The sequence below is a fragment of the Clostridium amylolyticum genome (assembly GCF_900142075.1).
GTDB classification, from domain to species: domain Bacteria; phylum Bacillota; class Clostridia; order Clostridiales; family Clostridiaceae; genus Clostridium_AA; species Clostridium_AA amylolyticum.
In genome coordinates, this window is record NZ_FQZO01000001.1 from 727,431 (window position 1) to 745,157 (window position 17,727).

The 17,727-nt window shown below is 32.6% G+C and carries 17 protein-coding genes and 1 other annotated feature; all 17 genes read left to right on the forward strand.

All coding sequences use genetic code 11. The features are described from left to right. The first annotated feature begins 2 nt into the window (after positions 1–2). Entirely contained in the window at positions 3–737 is a 735-nt protein-coding gene (gene fabG / locus BUA82_RS03525) for a 3-oxoacyl-[acyl-carrier-protein] reductase (RefSeq protein ID WP_073004703.1), read from the forward strand. Positions 738–747: 10 nt separating this feature from the next. Then, on the forward strand, positions 748–1,980 hold the full coding sequence (gene fabF / locus BUA82_RS03530) for a beta-ketoacyl-ACP synthase II (protein WP_073004705.1): 1,233 nt from the start codon (positions 748–750) through the stop codon (positions 1,978–1,980). Positions 1,981–2,000: 20 nt separating this feature from the next. Further along, positions 2,001–2,489, forward strand: coding sequence for an acetyl-CoA carboxylase biotin carboxyl carrier protein (accB, locus tag BUA82_RS03535; RefSeq protein ID WP_073004707.1), 489 nt, complete (start codon positions 2,001–2,003; stop codon positions 2,487–2,489). 11 nt (positions 2,490–2,500) lie between these two features. After that, complete coding sequence (gene fabZ / locus BUA82_RS03540) at positions 2,501–2,923, forward strand: 3-hydroxyacyl-ACP dehydratase FabZ (protein ID WP_073004709.1); 423 nt, start codon at positions 2,501–2,503, stop codon at positions 2,921–2,923. 11 nt (positions 2,924–2,934) lie between these two features. Continuing rightward, on the forward strand, positions 2,935–4,281 hold the full coding sequence (locus tag BUA82_RS03545) for an acetyl-CoA carboxylase biotin carboxylase subunit (RefSeq protein WP_073004711.1): 1,347 nt from the start codon (positions 2,935–2,937) through the stop codon (positions 4,279–4,281). Beyond that, positions 4,281–5,144: an acetyl-CoA carboxylase, carboxyltransferase subunit beta gene (gene accD / locus BUA82_RS03550; RefSeq protein WP_073004713.1), complete on the forward strand. Its 864-nt coding sequence runs from the start codon at positions 4,281–4,283 to the stop codon at positions 5,142–5,144. Before BUA82_RS03545 ends, accD begins: the two co-directional genes overlap by 1 nt. 4 nt (positions 5,145–5,148) lie before the next feature. Further along, complete coding sequence (locus tag BUA82_RS03555) at positions 5,149–5,973, forward strand: acetyl-CoA carboxylase carboxyltransferase subunit alpha (protein WP_073004715.1); 825 nt, start codon at positions 5,149–5,151, stop codon at positions 5,971–5,973. Positions 5,974–6,243: 270 nt separating this feature from the next. Further along, positions 6,244–7,467 carry an arginine deiminase gene (gene arcA / locus BUA82_RS03560; protein WP_073004717.1) on the forward strand — a complete coding sequence of 408 codons (1,224 nt, stop codon included), beginning with the start codon at positions 6,244–6,246 and terminating at the stop codon, positions 7,465–7,467. 19 nt (positions 7,468–7,486) lie between these two features. After that, a complete protein-coding gene (gene argF / locus BUA82_RS03565) occupies positions 7,487–8,470 on the forward strand; it encodes an ornithine carbamoyltransferase (protein WP_073004719.1) in 984 nt (327 codons plus the stop codon). 9 nt (positions 8,471–8,479) lie between these two features. Continuing rightward, the gene (arcC, locus tag BUA82_RS03570) at positions 8,480–9,424 is read left to right on the forward strand and encodes a carbamate kinase (RefSeq protein ID WP_073004721.1); all 945 of its coding nucleotides are present in this window, start codon (positions 8,480–8,482) and stop codon (positions 9,422–9,424) included. Positions 9,425–9,537: 113 nt separating this feature from the next. Next, positions 9,538–10,800, forward strand: a complete 1,263-nt coding sequence (locus tag BUA82_RS03575; RefSeq protein WP_073004724.1) for a replication-associated recombination protein A — start codon at positions 9,538–9,540, stop codon at positions 10,798–10,800. Between the two features lie 121 nt (positions 10,801–10,921). Continuing rightward, entirely contained in the window at positions 10,922–11,374 is a 453-nt protein-coding gene (locus BUA82_RS03580) for an RrF2 family transcriptional regulator (RefSeq protein WP_073004726.1), read from the forward strand. After that, entirely contained in the window at positions 11,375–12,559 is a 1,185-nt protein-coding gene (gene nifS / locus BUA82_RS03585; protein ID WP_073004728.1) for a cysteine desulfurase NifS, read from the forward strand. It abuts the gene before it with no gap. Continuing rightward, positions 12,560–12,988, forward strand: a complete 429-nt coding sequence (gene nifU, locus BUA82_RS03590) for a Fe-S cluster assembly scaffold protein NifU (RefSeq protein ID WP_073004730.1) — start codon at positions 12,560–12,562, stop codon at positions 12,986–12,988. Positions 12,989–13,104: 116 nt separating this feature from the next. Further along, the gene (locus BUA82_RS03595) at positions 13,105–13,602 is read left to right on the forward strand and encodes a PRC-barrel domain-containing protein (RefSeq protein WP_073004732.1); all 498 of its coding nucleotides are present in this window, start codon (positions 13,105–13,107) and stop codon (positions 13,600–13,602) included. Beyond that, positions 13,595–14,629 (forward strand): AI-2E family transporter, encoded by a 1,035-nt coding sequence (locus BUA82_RS03600; protein ID WP_073004734.1) that lies wholly within the window; start codon positions 13,595–13,597, stop codon positions 14,627–14,629. Before BUA82_RS03595 ends, BUA82_RS03600 begins: the two co-directional genes overlap by 8 nt. A gap of 113 nt (positions 14,630–14,742) precedes the next feature. After that, positions 14,743–14,913 (forward strand) — a binding site (T-box leader). A 52-nt stretch (positions 14,914–14,965) separates the two neighbouring features. Further along, the gene (gene alaS / locus BUA82_RS03605; RefSeq protein ID WP_073004736.1) at positions 14,966–17,605 is read left to right on the forward strand and encodes an alanine--tRNA ligase; all 2,640 of its coding nucleotides are present in this window, start codon (positions 14,966–14,968) and stop codon (positions 17,603–17,605) included. Positions 17,606–17,727: the final 122 nt, after the last annotated feature.

A 17,727-nucleotide genomic window follows, 5' to 3' on the forward strand; every position in this document is an offset into this window, starting at 1 on the left:
GTTTGAATAAAGTTGCAATAGTTACAGGAGCTGCTAAAGGGATTGGTAGAGCTATAGCTCTAAGACTTGCTGAAGATGGAATGAATATAGCTATAAATTATAGAAGCAATGATGTGGAAGCTAATAATTTAGTGGATGAGATTAATAAACTTGGGGTGAGAGCTATAGCCATAAAAGCTGATATAAGCGATTTTGCTCAAGCTGAAGGACTAATAAAAGATACATTAAAAGTTTTCGGTAGAATTGATGTCATAGTAAATAATGCTGGAGTAACAAAGGATTCTCTTTTATTAAGAATGACTGAGGAAAGCTTTGATTCAGTTATTGAAATCAATTTAAAAGGGACATTTAATTGCATAAAACACGTAACCCCTGTAATGCTTAAGCAAAAAAAGGGGAAGATTATAAATATATCCTCTGTGGTAGGAATTACAGGAAATGCAGGGCAGGTGAACTATTCTGCATCAAAGGCAGGAGTTATCGCAATGACAAAGTCTCTAGCTAAAGAGGTAGGTTCTAGAGGAATATGCGTTAATGCTGTAGCTCCAGGTTTTATTAAAACGGATATGACAGCTAAGCTTTCTTTAAAAGCTGTGGAGGAACTTTCAAAAGCCATAGCTTTAAAGAGATTAGGGTTACCTGAAGATGTGGCAAAGGCAGTTTCTTTCTTAGCTTCAGATGATTCTGATTATATTACTGGTCAAGTACTCTGCGTTGATGGCGGAATGGTTATGTGAGGTGAAGGTTATGAAAAATAGAGTAGTAGTTACTGGTATGGGAGTTATTTCTCCTATAGGAGTTACTGTAAAAGATTATTGGAACAATTTAAAAAAAGGTGTTAGTGGAATTGATGCTATATCATCCATAGATGGTAGTAAGTACAATGTCCATGTAGCGGGAGAAGTAAAAGACTTCAATGTAGAAAATTATATAGATAAAAGAGAAGCTAGAAAGTTAGATAGATTTTCTCAATTTGCAGTGGTGGCTGCAAAAGAGGCACTTCAAAATTCAAAGCTTAATATTGAAGAGGAGGACCCCTTCAAAGTAGGTGTAATTGTAGGATCAGGTATTGGAGGTTTTATAACTTTAGGAAACGAATTTAAAAAAAATGAAGGTAGAGAAAGTTTAAGGGTTTCACCTTTCTTCATACCTATGATTATAAGTAACATGGCTTCGGGGCATATAGCCATAAATATAGGTGCAAAAGGACCCTGCTATTCTATTACAACAGCTTGTGCCACTGGTACAAATGCTATTGGAGAAGCTTATAGATATATTAAAGAAGGAAAATGCGACGTTATGCTATGTGGTGGTACAGAAGCACCTATAACTCCAATTTCTGTAGCAGGCTTTAGTGCACTTAAAGCACTAAGTACTAATGCCGATGCTACTAGAGCTTCTATTCCTTTTGACAAGGAAAGAGGCGGTTTTGTTATGGGAGAAGGAGCAGGGGTATTAGTTATTGAAAGCCTAGAACATGCAATTAAAAGAAATGCTGATATTTATGCTGAAATTGTAGGGTATGGTACTACTTGTGATGCTTATCATATTACTGCTCCAGATCCAGAAGGTAAGGCAGCTATAAAGGCCATAGAAGAAGCTCTAAATGATGCTGAAATTAGCTATACTCATATAGACTATATAAATGCTCATGGGACAGGAACTTACTATAATGATAAGATAGAGACCTTGGCCATAAAAGAAGTATTTAAGGATAGGGCCTATAATATCCCTATTTCATCCACTAAATCCATGACGGGACATTTACTTGGTGCAGCTGGTGCAGTAGAAGCCATAGCTTGTGTGAAGACACTTCAGGATAATTATATTCATCCCACCATGGGTTTAAAAGTTAAAGATGAAGAATGCGATTTAGACTATGTACCTAATGAAGGAAGAGCTTCAGAGGTGAACTATGCATTAACTAATTCTTTAGGCTTTGGTGGACATAATGCTGTATTAATATTCAAAAAACTATAAAAGGATGTGTTTGTGAAACCATGACTTTTGAAGAAATAAAAGAACTCATAATCACTATAAATAAATCAAACATAGCTTTATTTGAATTTAAGAACAAAGATGTATCCATTACCATGGATAAGTCTTTACAAAGAAATATAAATAAAATTGAAAAACACCAAAGGGTAGATAATGAAGAAATAAAGAAAATAATACCCACAGAAGATAACAATTTGCAACAAGCTTTTGGAGAAGAAAATCATAAAGTAAAAGAATCGGAATTAGTGGAGGAATATGAAATAGTTAAATCACCTATGGTGGGAACTTTCTATAACTCCCCTTCTCCTGATAAAGATCCATTTTGTATTGTAGGTAGCAAGGTTTCTAAAGGAAATGTGCTATGTATAATTGAAGCTATGAAGTTAATGAATGAAATAGAAAGCCCCTATGATGGTGAAGTATTAGAAATATTAGTGGAAAACGGTAATATGATAGAATATGGTCAACCACTCTTTAAAATAAGGAAGTAGGTGATTTTAAAATGGATATAAATGAGATTATGAGCATAATACCTCATAGATATCCTTTTCTTTTAATTGATAAGGTAACTTATATAGAAAAGGGAAAAAAAGCTCAGGGAATTAAGAATGTAACTATGAACGAATATTTCTTTCAAGGACATTTTCCTGAAGAACCAGTGATGCCTGGGGTTCTTATAGTAGAATCCCTAGCTCAGTTAGGTGCTGTGGCTATATTAAGCCTAGAAGAATTTAAAGGAAAAACTGCTTACTTTGCAGGGATAAATTCTGTTAAATTTAGAAAAAAGGTAATACCAGGAGATATATTAAATTTAGAGGTGGAAATAGTAAAGCTAAGATCTAATTTTGGTATTGGTAAAATATGTGCAAAAGTAGAAGATAAAGTAGCTTGTGAGGGAGAAATATTATTTGCCATAGGGGCTTAGGAGTTGATTGCATGATAAGTAAGATTTTAATAGCAAATAGAGGAGAAATCGCACTAAGGATAATTAGAGCTTGCAGAGAATTAGGAATAGAAACTGTAGCTGTTTATTCTGAAGCTGATAAGGATTCTCTTCATGTTCAGCTGGCAGATGAAGCTATTTGCATAGGACCTGTGAGATCTACTGAAAGTTATTTGAATATTGAAAGTATAATAAGTGCTACTGTGGCTTCTGGAGCACAAGCAATTCATCCTGGTTTTGGTTTTTTATCTGAAAACCCTAAGTTTGCGCATATATGTAAACAATGTGGAATTAAATTCATAGGTCCTGAGGCAGGGTGCATAGAGCTTATGGGAAATAAAGCTAAGGCTAGAGAAATGATGAAAAAGGCTGGTGTGCCTGTAGTTCCGGGATATGAAGGAAGTATTGAAAATGAGCTAGAAGCATTAAGGATTGCAAAGGACATTGGATTTCCTGTGATGATAAAGGCAGCAGCCGGTGGCGGAGGAAGAGGAATTAGAATAGTTGAATTAGAAAATGATTTTATTAATAACTATAATAATGCTAAAGCTGAATCCATGGCATGCTTTAACGATGATAGAGTTTATATTGAAAAGTATATAAAGAATCCAAGACATATAGAATTTCAAATTTTAGCAGATGAGTATGGTAATGTGATTCACTTAGGTGAAAGAGATTGCTCGCTTCAAAGAAAAAATCAGAAAGTCCTTGAAGAAGCACCTTCAGTAGCATTAAAACAAGAACTAAGAGATAAAATGGGTGACACTGCAGTTAAAGCTGCTAAAAGTGTAAATTACAAAAATGCAGGAACCATAGAATTTTTATTAGATGGTAATAACAACTTCTACTTTATGGAAATGAATACAAGAATTCAGGTAGAGCATCCTGTAACTGAAGCTATTACTGGTATAGACTTAATAAAAGAACAGATAAACATAGCTCAAGGAAAAAAACTGCTTCTTTCTCAAAAGGATATTTTCATTAATGGGCATTCCATTGAATGTAGGATTAATGCTGAAAATCCAGAAGAAGGTTTTAAACCTTGTCCAGGCAAAATTGATTTGCTTCACATTCCTGGTGGCATAGGAGTGAGAATGGATACAGCATTATATTGTGGATATACAGTTCCTCCTTACTATGATTCCATGATTGGAAAACTCATAGTACATGGAAAAAATAGAGAAGAAGCTATTGCCAAAATGAAAAGTGCTCTATATGAACTTATTATACAAGGTATTGAAACAAATATTGATTTTCAAATTAAAATTTTAAATAACGTAAATTTTATTAATGGTAACTATAATACGTCCTTTATACAAGAAATGATGGTGAATAGTTAATGTTTAAAGATGCATTTAAAAAGAGAAAATACTTAACTGTAAGTAAAATAAAAATAAATGATGAAGAACTACAAGAGGAAAGGCCTAGTATACCAGATGGGTTATGGAGCAAATGTCCTATGTGTAGTTCTAAATTCTACTTTGAGGACATAGAAGCCAATGAAGGGCTTTGCTTAAATTGCAACTTTCATTTCAGACTAGGAGCAAAAGAGAGAATTTCTAGAACTTTTGATACTTTTCAAGAATTCTTTCAGGATATAGAAACAACAAACCCAATAAACTTTCCTGAATACTTTGATAAAATAAATAATAATAAAAATATTAGTGCAATTAATGAAGCGGTTATAACAGGAATTGGATGTATAAAGAATATGAAAGCTGCAGTATGTGTGATGGATAGTAATTTTATGATGGGAAGCATGGGTACTGTAGTGGGAGAAAAAATAGCAAAAACTGCTGAACTTAGCTTGGAACACAGAATACCATTAATTATTTTTACAGCTTCAGGTGGAGCAAGAATGCAAGAAGGTATATTCTCATTAATGCAAATGGCTAAAGTTAGTACAGTGCTATCAAAGTTGGATGAAGAAGGTATCTTATTTATTTCTGTTTTAACTGACCCTACCATGGGAGGGGTTACAGCAAGCTTCGCCATGCAGGCTGATATTATATTAAGCGAGCCAGGAGCATCTATAGGCTTTGCAGGGAAAAGGGTAATTGAAAAAACCATCAATGAAACTTTGCCCCCGGGTTTTCAAAAGGCAGAATTTTTAAAAGAAAAGGGATTTATAGATAAAATAGTTAATAGAAAAGAGCTTAAAGATGTATTATATAAGCTTCTTTCATTTCACGAGGTGAGTTAATATTATGACTGAAATTAAATCAGCGTGGGACAGAGTATTATTAGCTAGACATAAGAATAGGCCTACAGCAAAGTATTATATTGACAATGTGTTTGATGATTTTATTGAGCTTCATGGAGATAGATATTATGGAGAGGATAAGGCTGTTATGGCAGGGTTAGCTGTAATACAAGATATAAAATGTACTGTAGTGGCCCAAGTGAAAGGCGAAAATACTTATGAAAATATAGAGAAAAATTTTGGAATGACTCATCCAGAAGGTTATAGGAAAGCTTTAAGATTAATGAAACAAGCTGAAAAGTTTAATAGACCTATAATTTGCTTTGTAGACACTCCAGGAGCCTTTTGTGGAATAGGTGCAGAAGAAAGAGGGCAAGGGGAAGCAATTGCTAAAAATCTTATTAATATGATTTCTTTAAAAGTGCCAATAATATCTATAGTAATTGGTGAAGGAGGCAGCGGAGGAGCTTTAGCTTTATCTATCAGCGATAAGTTTGCTATGCTTAAAAACTCCATTTATTCAATTTTATCACCGGAAGGATTTGCAAGTATATTATGGAAAGATGCCTCAAGAGCTAAAGAGGCTGCAGAAATTATGAAATTAACTGCATTTGATTTACAAAAGTATCATATAATTGATGATATTATAAAAGAACCAGAAGGTGGGGCACAAGAAGATCCTAAGCAGTGTGCTTTTAATATAAGGAATTATATACTAAAGTCCCTGGATGAACTAAAAAAATCTTCTGTGGAAGAGGTTGTAAATAATAGATACAAAAAGTTTAGAAATATGGATAACTACTGGTTAAATCAAACTCCTTCACTATAATGAAGGAGTTTTGTTAAATTTTAGTATTTACAATATTAGAATGAAGGCACATAATATAATTATAACTATATTTAAAGAAATTTTGACTTAATTTATTTATATAAAACCTTATGTTGCAAGAAATGATTTATCAATGAAAAATTGGTTAAATAATTTGAAATAAATTAACCAATAATACAAGGGATAATATAAGTGTATACGTTTACTAAACTGGTTTAATATTAATTATATTAAAATAAGCTAAATATTATAACAAGAGGAGGTATACTTTTGAATAAAGTTCTTAATGTAGGTTCAGAAATTGGAAGATTGCGAAGAGTTTTATTACATAGGCCAGGAAAGGAAATTGAAAATCTTGTGCCTGAATATTTAGGAAAGCTACTCTTTGATGATATTCCTTACCTAGAGGCTGCAAGAATGGAACATGATGGTTTTGCAACTATATTAACAGAAAACGGTGTGGAGGTATTATATTTAGAAGATCTACTCATGGAATCTTTAGAAACTGAAGAAAAAAGATATGATTTCTTAAAAAACTTTTTAAGAGAAAGTTCTATCACATCCAAAAATCTAACTGAAAATCTTATTAAGTATTTAATGGATATGTCTTTATTTACTATGATGGAAAAGGTAATGTCAGGTATAAGAAAAGATGAAATCAAAATAGAAAATATTAGCTCATTAACAGAAATTTTAAACAATAAATACCCTTTCTATTTAGATCCTATGCCAAATTTATACTTTACAAGAGACCCTGGAGCGGTTTTAGGCAATGGCATAACCATAAATGCTATGCATACCTCTGCTAGGAAAAGGGAAACTTTCTTTCTAGATTGGATATTTAATCACCATTCAATATATAAGAGTAAAAATATTCCTCATTGGTACGGCAGAGATATACCTTACAGTATTGAAGGGGGAGATATATTAGTATTATCTCCTAAGATTGTTGCCATAGGCTGCAGTGAGAGAACCTCAGCAGAGGCTATTGAAATACTAGCACAAAGATTATTTAAAAATCAAAGCGGATTTGAAAAGGTCCTAGTTTTTGAAATACCTTCCTGTAGGGCATTTATGCACCTAGACACAGTGTTTACTATGGTGGATTATGATAAGTTTACTATTCATCCTGGTATAGAGGGACCTTTAAATGTATATGAAATTACCCAAGAGGGTGAAGAAAGACTTAATTTTAAGGTTCATCATGAGGAGCTAAGCAAAGTTCTAATGAAGGCTCTTAAACTTCCCAGTGTTGAGCTTATACGCTGTGGTGGCGGAGATGCAATAGTGTCTGGAAGAGAGCAATGGAATGATGGCTCTAATACCCTTGCAATATCACCTGGAGTAGTAATAACTTATAATAGAAATTATGTAACTAATGAGATATTAACCAAAAAAGGAATAAAGGTTTTAACCATGCCTAGTGCGGAGCTATCTAGAGGTAGAGGTGGCCCAAGATGCATGAGTATGCCTTTATATAGAGATGATTTATAATTAGAGGAGGAATAAAACGATGCCTGTAAATTTAAAAGGAAGAAGTTTACTGACTTTGATGGACTTTACCCCAGAAGAAATAAGATATCTTATTGATTTATCTAAGGATTTAAAGTCAAAAAAAAGAATGGGAATAAAAAATAACCTTCTAGCTGGGAAAAATATAGTATTATTATTTGACAAAACCTCTACCAGAACAAGATGTGCTTTTGAAGTAGCTGCCTTTGATGAAGGTGCCAATGTAACTTATCTAACTAATTCACAGATGGGCAAAAAAGAAAGCCTTGAAGACACTGCCAAGGTACTGGGAAGATTTTATGATGGAATAGAGTATAGAGGTTTTAAACAACAAACCGTAGAAGACTTAGCAAAATATTCTGGAGTTCCTGTATGGAACGGGCTTACTGACGTAGATCATCCTACTCAAGTATTAGCGGATTTACTTACCATTGAAGAACATATCCATAAACCTTTAAATAAAGTAAAGCTAGTTTTTGTAGGTGATGCTAGAAATAATATGGGATATGCTCTTATGTATGGTTGCGCTAAAATGGGAATGACCTATACTGCTCTTGCACCTAAAGAGTTGTGGGCGGATAAAGAAATAATGGAAAAAGCTCAAAAGGTTGCCAATGAAACTGGAGCTAAGATAGAAATGGCAGATTCAATAGAAGATATAAAGGGTGCTGACGTTATTTATACAGATATTTGGGCATCCATGGGAGAAGAGGATAAACTTTTAGAAAGAGTAAAACTTCTAACTCCATATAAAGTTACTATGGATATGATGAAAGCTACTGATAACCAAGATGCTATATTTATGCATTGTTTACCTTCCTATCACGATTTTAAAACTGATATGGCAAAGGGAACTTTTGATAATCAAGGATTAGACATAAGAGAAGTGGAGGATGAAGTGTTCAGAAGCTCTTATTCCAAGGTTTTTGATGAAGCTGAAAACAGGATGCATACCATAAAAGCAGTAATGGTTGCAACTTTATAGGAGGATTTTATGGGAAGAATCGTTATAGCACTAGGGGGGAATGCTCTCCAGGAAAATCCTAAAGATACTTCAGCAGAAGCGCAATTAAAAACTTGCAGAAATACAGCCAAGTTTATTGTAGATATTGTGGAGTCTGGAAATGAAATAATAATTGCTCATGGTAATGGGCCTCAAGTTGGACAGATAGTTTCCACTTATGAAGCTGCAGCCCAACAAGATAAGTCAATTCCTATAATGCCTTTTCCTGAATGCGGTGCTATGAGTCAAGGTTATATTGGGTATCATCTGCAACAAGCCATAAGGGATGAGTTACGTGTAAGAAATATAAAGAAAGAAGTAGCTACAATAATAACTCAAGTAAAAGTAAGCCAAGATGATCCTGGCTTTTTAAATCCAAGTAAGCCTGTGGGATCATTCTTCTCAAAGGAAGAAGCCGAAATGCTGGAAAAAGAAAAAAACTATGTTATGAAGAATGATGCTAATAGAGGATTTAGAAGAGTGGTACCATCACCTATGCCTTTAGAAGTGGCGGAAGAAAAAGTTATTAAAACCCTAGTAGAAGCAGGGCATATTGTTATAACTGTAGGAGGGGGAGGAATCCCCGTAATAGAAGAGCATAATATACTAAAAGGTGTACCGGCAGTTATTGATAAGGATTTTGCCTCTGAAAAGATTGCAGAAATATTAGAGGCGGATATGCTTCTAATATTAACAGCAGTGGATAAAGTAGCTATTAATTATGGCAAAGAAGATGAAAAGTGGTTAGATGAGATGACAGTTTCCCAAGGAGAAGAGTATATAAAGCAAGGTCATTTTGCTCCAGGGTCCATGCTTCCCAAAATTAAGGCAGCTTTGGCCTTTGTAAAATCTAAAGACTCAAGAGTGGCTATAATTTCATCTCTAAATAAAGCTAAAGCTGCTTTAGATGGAAATGAAGGTACAAGAATTATATAAATTTTTTTATTGCCTCTATAGCGTAATTGCCATAGAGGCAATTATTATGGGTTTATTAATGAAATTATTATGTTAGAATATTTCTAAGACAGAAATTTAAAGAGGTGAATAAGATGGAAAGACCTTTAGCGGATAGACTAAGGCCTGAATCCATGGAGGACATTATAGGTCAAAAGCATATTTTAGGCAAGGGAAAGATATTAAATAGAATTATAGAATCTAAATTTATACCTAATATGATATTTTACGGACCTCCTGGTGTGGGCAAGACCACCGTAGCCAATATCATTGCAGAAATGACGCATAAAAGATTTCATAGATTAAATGCCACAACGGATTCAACAAAAGATATTAAAGAAATTCTAAGTGAATTAAATACTTTTATGGGGTATGAGGGGATACTACTCTATATAGATGAGATTCACCACTTCCCAAAAAGAACTCAGCAAATTCTATTAGAATATATGGAAAATGGTCAAATTACATTAATAGGAAGCACTACAGAAAATCCATACTTTTATGTATTTAAAGCCATTTTAAGCAGAGCTACGGTAATAGAATTTAAACCTTTGTCCAATGAAGAAATTATAGAAGGTTTATTAAAGGTGTGCCATAAATTAAAAAAAGAAGAAAATGGACTATTTGTTGATTTTGAAAAAGAAGCATTAGAAATTATAAGTAATTCCTCTGAAGGTGATCTTAGAAAAGCATTAAACTCCTTGGAACTTATAATTAAAACAACTCCTTCTAATAAAGATAAGATAATTATAACTGGTGATTTAGCAAAAGAGTTCGCACAAAAGAATTTTAGTTATGATAGAGATGGAGATAAGCATTATGATATATTAAGTGCCTTTCAAAAATCTATTAGGGGAAGTGATGCGGAGGCATCCATATTATACTTAGCTATGCTGATAAAAGCTGGAGATCTAACTTCCATAATAAGAAGGCTTTTAGTAATAGCATCAGAAGATATAGGACTTGCATATCCACAAGCTATTTCCATTGTAAAAGCATGTACTGATTCAGCATTGCAATTAGGTTTCCCAGAAGCTCAAATACCTTTAGCTCAAGCTGTACTCCTTCTGGCTACTGCTCCAAAGTCTAATTCCGCTGTAAAAGCTATAGGTGAAGCCTTAATGGACATAGATAAAACCAATATAGGGGAGATACCTCTTCATTTAAAGGATGGCCATTATAAAGGTGCTGAAAAGTTAGGAAGGATGCAAGGGTATAAATATCCTCATGATTATCCTCATAATTATATTAATCAACAATATATGCCGGATAATATTAAAGATAAAATATATTATAATTATGGAGAGAATAAATTTGAACAAAGCATAAAAAATTATTGGAAAAATATTAAAAAATAAAATTAAATACCATGATATTTTATTAACAAAAGTTTTTATTTATTGTTGACTTTAATACTCGGCTTTGCTATTATATTTTTGTGAATGTATAGTAAATTACTCAGATTTAAGGGGTGATAAAATGAAGCTTTCCACCAAAGGACGTTATGGTGTCAAAGCCATGGTTGATTTGGCTATTCACTATGACGAAACCCCAGTGTCTATCAAAAGTATATCCGAGAGGCAAAATATTTCAGAATACTATCTTGAGCAGTTATTTTCTCCTCTAAGAAGAGCTAAATTAATTAGGAGCGTGAGAGGGGCTCAAGGAGGTTATTTTCTTAACAAGTCTCCTAAAGATATTACAGTGGCTGAAATAATGGAAATATTAGAAGGACCTATTGAAATATCCGAATGCGTTGATGGAGTACCCTGCACTAATGTTGATTGCTGTGCTACCAGGCTTTTATGGAAAAAAATTAAAGATAGTATTGATGATGTGATGCAGTCAGTGACACTTCAAGATATTATCGATGATTATAATAGACTTAATACAAAAAATTCAACTATTAATCTTAAAACAGAGGTGAAGTAAATGAGCAGAACTGTATATATGGATTATGCTGCTACAACTTATGTGAAGCCAGAGGTACTCAGTGAAATGATGCCTTATTTTACTGAAAAATATGGAAATCCATCCTCCTTTTACTCTTTATCTAGGGAGACAAAAAAAGCTATTGATGTAAGCAGAGAAAGAGTTTCTAAAGCTTTAAAATGTGAGATCAATGAAGTTTTCTTTACTGGAGGCGGGTCTGAAGCAGATAACTGGGCCATTAAAGGCATTGCTTTTGCCAATAGAAAAAAAGGTAACCATATAATAACTACAAAAATTGAACATCATGCTATATTGCACGCATGTGAATATCTTGAAACACAAGGATTTGATGTTACATATTTAGAGGTGGACTCTGAAGGGGTTATTAATTTAGAAGATTTTAAAAATGCCATTACAGATAAAACTATCTTAGTATCTATTATGTTTGCAAATAATGAAATTGGTACTATACAGCCTATAAAAGAAATAGGAGAAATATGTTCTCAAAATAAAGTATTGTTTCATACAGATGGGGTTCAGGCTATAGGTAACATAGAGATAGATGTAAAAGCTATGCACATTGACCTATTGTCTTTATCTGCCCATAAGTTTTACGGACCTAAAGGTATTGGTGCTCTTTATATAAAAAGAGGAGTAAAAATAGATAACTTAATACATGGCGGAGGACAAGAAAGAGCAAGAAGGGCTGGAACAGAAAATATTCCTGGAATAGTAGGACTAGGTAAGGCTATAGAACTTGCAGTTTCTGATATAGAAGAGAAAAACAAGAGATTAAGTTCATTACGTGACAAGCTTGTGGAAGGGCTGTTAAACATTCCATATAGCAAACTCAATGGACCAAAGGATTCTAAAAGGTTGCCTGGTAATGCTAATATATGCTTTAAATTTATTGAAGGGGAATCCATTTTGCTTTCATTAGATTTTGAAGGGGTGTGTGCTTCTAGTGGAAGCGCTTGTACCTCAGGGTCGTTAGATCCTTCACATGTATTATTGGCTATAGGACTACCTCATGAAATAGCGCATGGTTCCTTAAGATTAACCTTAGGAGAAAGCACCACCTTAGAGGACGTAGAATATGTTATCCAGGTGTTGCCTCCTATTATAAAAAGATTGAGAGACATGTCACCTTTATGGGAAGATTTTTTAAAAGGGGAGAAAAAATAGATGATGTATAGCGATAAAGTAATGGAGCATTTTAGAAATCCTAGGAATGTTGGTGAAATAGCTGATGCCAATGGAATAGGTGAAGTGGGCAATGCCAAATGCGGAGATATAATGAAGATCTACTTAAAAGTTGAAAATAATGTCATTCAAGATGTAAGGTTCAAAACCTTTGGTTGTGGTTCTGCTATAGCTTCTTCCAGTATGGCTACGGAACTCATTAAAGGAAAAACCTTAGAAGAAGCATGGACCCTTACCAATAAAGCAGTAGCAGAAGCCTTAGATGGACTTCCTCCAGTTAAGATGCACTGTTCTGTCTTAGCGGAAGAAGCTATTCATAAAGCTATTAATGATTATAGAGTTTCACAAGGGCTTGAACCTTGGGACTATAAAGAGCATGATGACATACATGCAGAAGTTCACGGAGAATAAAATATAAATATTTATAAAATACCTTGATGTTCAAGGTATTTTTTTTATACAAAGGTTAATACTTTAAATATGCACTTAATAAACATTATTTTTCACCTCATGGGAGGAATTACTAAATGTATAGAACTAAAGATTTTGACTATATGAAAGTGCTTAACACCACAGGGAAAAAAATTGGATATATAAAAGATATTTTAATAGACTTTCATGAAAGTAAGGTAGTAGGTTTTTTAATTTCTCCTTTAAGTTTATTTTCAAAAAAGCAGACAGTATTAATGGAGAATGTTATATCCATAAATAAAGTAATGATAATAAAGGGTAATGATAAACAAAGTTTTATTTGTTTTAAAGAAATAAAAGATATTGAAATATTTAATTTGAATGGAGAAATGCTAGGTGTTTTAGAAGATATACTCATAGATTCATACTCTTTTACCATTAAAGGTTTAATTGTAGCTTCAGGGCTGATTCATAAGTTATTATATGGTAAGAACATAATTTTACCATCCAATTGTATCTTAGGAGAAGATTTTATATTGCATCATATGGAGGAGAACAAAATTAATTTAATATCCATACCTCATAAGTCAAATCATGAGGGCTATTATGAATAAGTATACAAAAAATATCTTAAAGAGGTTATCAGGTAGCATTTTTGTATTTATACTATTATTATTATTTTTAATTTTATATTATAAATCTAAAATATTTAAAGAAATTTTTTTAGTGGTATTTTCCTCCTATGTATTAGCTTATATATTAAAGCCTATACACTTATGGCTTATGAAAAAAGGTTTTAATAAGAAAGTAGCTGCTGGACTTCTGTTAATTTCAATTATAGGTTTATTTTCATTAATCATCATTTACTTAATACCAAGTTTGTTTAGAGAAAGTTTGGATATTGATACGGTAATTACAGAAGGTGAGAAGGTTATAAGTAAACTAACTACCATGTTTAACTTGGATAAACTTAAGATATTTAATCTGTCCCATGATACTATATATGATTATTTAAATTTAATCATAATAAATATTTCACAAAATATAGTGAATATACTCATTAAAGTGGGAGAGAGCTTTATTAGTTTAGCTGTTATTCCTATAATAACTTATTACTTAATAAGCGAGGGAGATTTTTTAAACAGTAAGTTGTTACTAATATTGCCTACAAAACAAAGACAAATGTTCAAAAATGTTGCTGCAGATATTGACAAATTGCTCTCAAGATATATAGTAAGCCAACTAATTTTGTGCCTTATCATAGGAATATTAACTTTTTTATCATTAATAATATTGAAAGTAGATTTCCCCATTTGGCTTTCAATACTTAATGCTATTATGAATATAATTCCATATTTTGGGCCTATGTTCGGTGCTATTCCAGCAGTTTTTATAGCTCTTTTACACTCTACAGAAAAGGCCATTTGGACGGCAATCTTGCTAGCTATTATTCAGCAAATAGAAGGAGATATCATATCTCCTAAAATAATTGGAGACAGTATAAGTATTCATCCTATTATGATTATTTTACTACTTTTACTAGGTGAGAAAATAGCTGGATTTATAGGTATGGTATTGGCAGTGCCCGTTGCTGTTATTATTAAAGTTATTTATGAAGATATTAATTACCATCTTTTTTAACCTTATGTTATTTTCTGTGAAGGGTATTATAGTTATAGGGTATTACTGAAATAAGTGATTATTAAGTTATTGACATAGAATTGTTATTATCATATAATTTGCCTATAAAGGAATAATAAGCGATGATAAGAATGAGTAAATATACTGTAATATTAAGAGAGGAAGTGGAAGGTGCGAACTTCTTATGAAGTATATTGAAGCTATCTTTGAGCTATGAGAAATTAAGCGATGTATTTTTATACATAATTAGGGTGGTACCGCGGATATATGCTTTCGTCCCTTTTTTCATGGGGATGAAGGCTTTTTATTTGTAAATTTTTATATGGAGGGATTACAGTGGATAAAACAGGATTAAATGAAATAAGAGAAGCATATTTAAGTTTTTTCGAAAGTAAACATCATTTAAGGATGAATAGTTTTTCTTTAGTGCCAAAGGACGATAAGAGTTTATTACTTATTAATGCTGGTATGGCTCCATTAAAATCATATTTTACTGGACTTAAAACTCCGCCGTCTAAAAGGGTTACTACATGCCAAAAATGCATTAGGACAGGTGACATTGAAAATGTAGGAAAAACCTCTAGACATGGCACTTTCTTTGAAATGCTGGGTAACTTTTCTTTTGGTGATTATTTTAAAGAAGAAGCTATACAATGGGCATGGGAATTTGTTACTGAGATCTTAAAAATATCAAAGGATAGATTGTATGTAACCATATACCATGAGGATGACGAAGCTTACAAAATATGGAGTGAAAAAACAGATATCCAAACTTCAAGAATATTTAGATTAGGAAAAGAGGATAACTTTTGGGAGATTGGTCAGGGACCTTGTGGACCTAGTTCTGAAATACATTATGATAGGGTAGGCATAGAGGTTAATAGTACTGAGGAGTTTATAAAGGCTCAAGATGAAGACAAGATAATAGAATTTTGGAACCTTGTATTTACACAGTTTAATAAGGATGAAAATGGAGTTTATAATAAGCTTCCTAACCCTAATATAGATACAGGGATGGGACTTGAAAGAATTGCTACCATAATGCAAGGTGTAAGTAATATTTTTGAAATAGATACAGTAGAAAATATTTTAAATAAAGTAAGCTCTATATCAGGTGTAAGTTATGGTGAGTCATCTAAAAATGATATTTCCTTAAGAATAATTACCGATCACGTTAAGGGATTTACTATGCTAATATCAGATGGTGTATTGCCATCTAATGAAGGTAGAGGTTATGTTTTAAGAAGATTACTTAGAAGGGCTGCAAGACATGGAAGACTACTTGGAATAAAAGATTCTTTCTTAACTAAAATAGTGGATGAAGTTATAGAAAATTATAAAGGTGCATATCCAGAACTTATTGAAAAAAAGGATTATATCAAAAAAGTAGTGGCTTTGGAGGAAGAAAGATTCAACGAAACCATTGATTCAGGTATGGATATATTAAATAATTATATTGAAGAAATTAAGACCAGCAATAAAGGAGTTTTAAGCGGTGAAAAAGCATTCAAATTATATGATACTTATGGTTTTCCACTAGAGCTTACTGAGGAAATTTTAGAAGAAAAGTCCTTAAAGGTGGATAAAGAAGAATTTAATAGAGAAATGGAAAGTCAGAGGCAGAGAGCAAGAGATGCTAGAGGAGAGAGTAACTATATGGGCTCTGAAGATAGTTTGATTAGTAAAATTGACAAAACTATTAATACAGAGTTTGTAGGTTATTATGATACTAAGTTTTCTTCAACAGTTAAAGTTATTTCCAATAATAAGGATTTTGTAGAAACCATTAATGAGGGTGAAGAGGGCTTTATAGTTACAGAAAAGACTCCTTTCTACGCAGAGATGGGTGGTCAAGTTGGAGATATAGGAATAATTTATAATGATAATTTTAAAGCAGAAGTAATAGACTGTAAGAAAAATTTATCAGGGAAAGTTATTCATATAATTAAAATGTTAGAGGGCTCTCTAACACTAGGAGAAAGGGTTGTACTTCAAGTTGATACCCAAAGAAGAAATAATATCTGCAAAAACCATACTGCTACCCATATACTTCACAAAGCACTTAAAGTTATAGTGGGAGAACATGTTAATCAAGCAGGCTCTTATGTAGATGCAGATAAACTTAGATTTGATTTTACGCATTTTTCCTCCATGACAGAAGAAGAATTAAAAGCTGTAGAAGAGATGGTAAATAAAGAAATAATGGAAGCTAACATGGTTATTACAGATGAAATGACCTTAGAAGAGGCTAAGAACTCTGGAGCTATGGCTTTGTTCGATGAGAAATATTCTCAAAAGGTAAGGGTTGTATCCGTGGGTGATTTTAGTAGTGAATTATGTGGAGGAACCCATGTTAAGAACTCTGGACAAATAGGCTTGTTTAAAATAATATCAGAATCAGGGGTTGCAGCAGGTATTAGAAGAATAGAAGCTATTACCGGTATTAATGCATTGAGATATTTTGAAATTAAGACAGAATTAATCAAAGAAGGTTCACAGATCTTAAAAGCTAGCGAAAAAGAATTTATTAATAAACTTAATAATGTTGTTTCTGAATTAAAAGAAAAAGAAAAAGAAATTGCAGAATTAAAGCAAAAATTAGTTTCAAGTTCTGAAGATGACATTCAATCCTCTGCAATAGAGGTAAAGGGAGTTAAACTAATTAAAGCTATATTAAATGATATAGATGCTAATTCTCTTAGAGAGTTAGCTGAGAAATTAAGAAATAAGAATGATAATAGTTTAGTAGTACTAGCAAGCATTACAGAAGATAAGGTTAATTTTGTCGCTATGGCTTCAAAAGAAGCTGTATTAAAAGGAGTTCATTGTGGAAAAATAATTAAAGAAATTGCTTCCATTGCTGGCGGTGGTGGTGGTGGAAGACCAGACATGGCTCAAGCAGGGGGGAAATTACCTGAAAAAGCACAAGAGGCTTTGAATAAAATCCAAACAATATTAGAAACTCTTATTAAGTAGTATACTTTTTTGCCAAATTGTTCTATAATTATAATATCAGTTATGTTGCTTTGAATAAGGGATATAAATTTAGTATATAATAAAAATAAAATAAACTTTGCTTACAAAATTAATAGCAAGGG

Coding starts and splice junctions, on each gene's coding strand:
- accB (WP_073004707.1), top strand. CDS start 2,001: ATGACTTTTGAAGAAATAAAAGAACTCATAATCACTATAAATAAATCA.
- fabZ (WP_073004709.1), top strand. CDS start 2,501: ATGGATATAAATGAGATTATGAGCATAATACCTCATAGATATCCTTTT.
- arcC (WP_073004721.1), top strand. CDS start 8,480: ATGGGAAGAATCGTTATAGCACTAGGGGGGAATGCTCTCCAGGAAAAT.
- accD (WP_073004713.1), top strand. CDS start 4,281: ATGTTTAAAGATGCATTTAAAAAGAGAAAATACTTAACTGTAAGTAAA.
- BUA82_RS03595 (WP_073004732.1), top strand. CDS start 13,105: ATGTATAGAACTAAAGATTTTGACTATATGAAAGTGCTTAACACCACA.
- argF (WP_073004719.1), top strand. CDS start 7,487: ATGCCTGTAAATTTAAAAGGAAGAAGTTTACTGACTTTGATGGACTTT.
- BUA82_RS03600 (WP_073004734.1), top strand. CDS start 13,595: ATGAATAAGTATACAAAAAATATCTTAAAGAGGTTATCAGGTAGCATT.
- nifS (WP_073004728.1), top strand. CDS start 11,375: ATGAGCAGAACTGTATATATGGATTATGCTGCTACAACTTATGTGAAG.
- BUA82_RS03545 (WP_073004711.1), top strand. CDS start 2,935: ATGATAAGTAAGATTTTAATAGCAAATAGAGGAGAAATCGCACTAAGG.
- BUA82_RS03580 (WP_073004726.1), top strand. CDS start 10,922: ATGAAGCTTTCCACCAAAGGACGTTATGGTGTCAAAGCCATGGTTGAT.
- fabF (WP_073004705.1), top strand. CDS start 748: ATGAAAAATAGAGTAGTAGTTACTGGTATGGGAGTTATTTCTCCTATA.
- BUA82_RS03575 (WP_073004724.1), top strand. CDS start 9,538: ATGGAAAGACCTTTAGCGGATAGACTAAGGCCTGAATCCATGGAGGAC.
- BUA82_RS03555 (WP_073004715.1), top strand. CDS start 5,149: ATGACTGAAATTAAATCAGCGTGGGACAGAGTATTATTAGCTAGACAT.
- nifU (WP_073004730.1), top strand. CDS start 12,560: ATGATGTATAGCGATAAAGTAATGGAGCATTTTAGAAATCCTAGGAAT.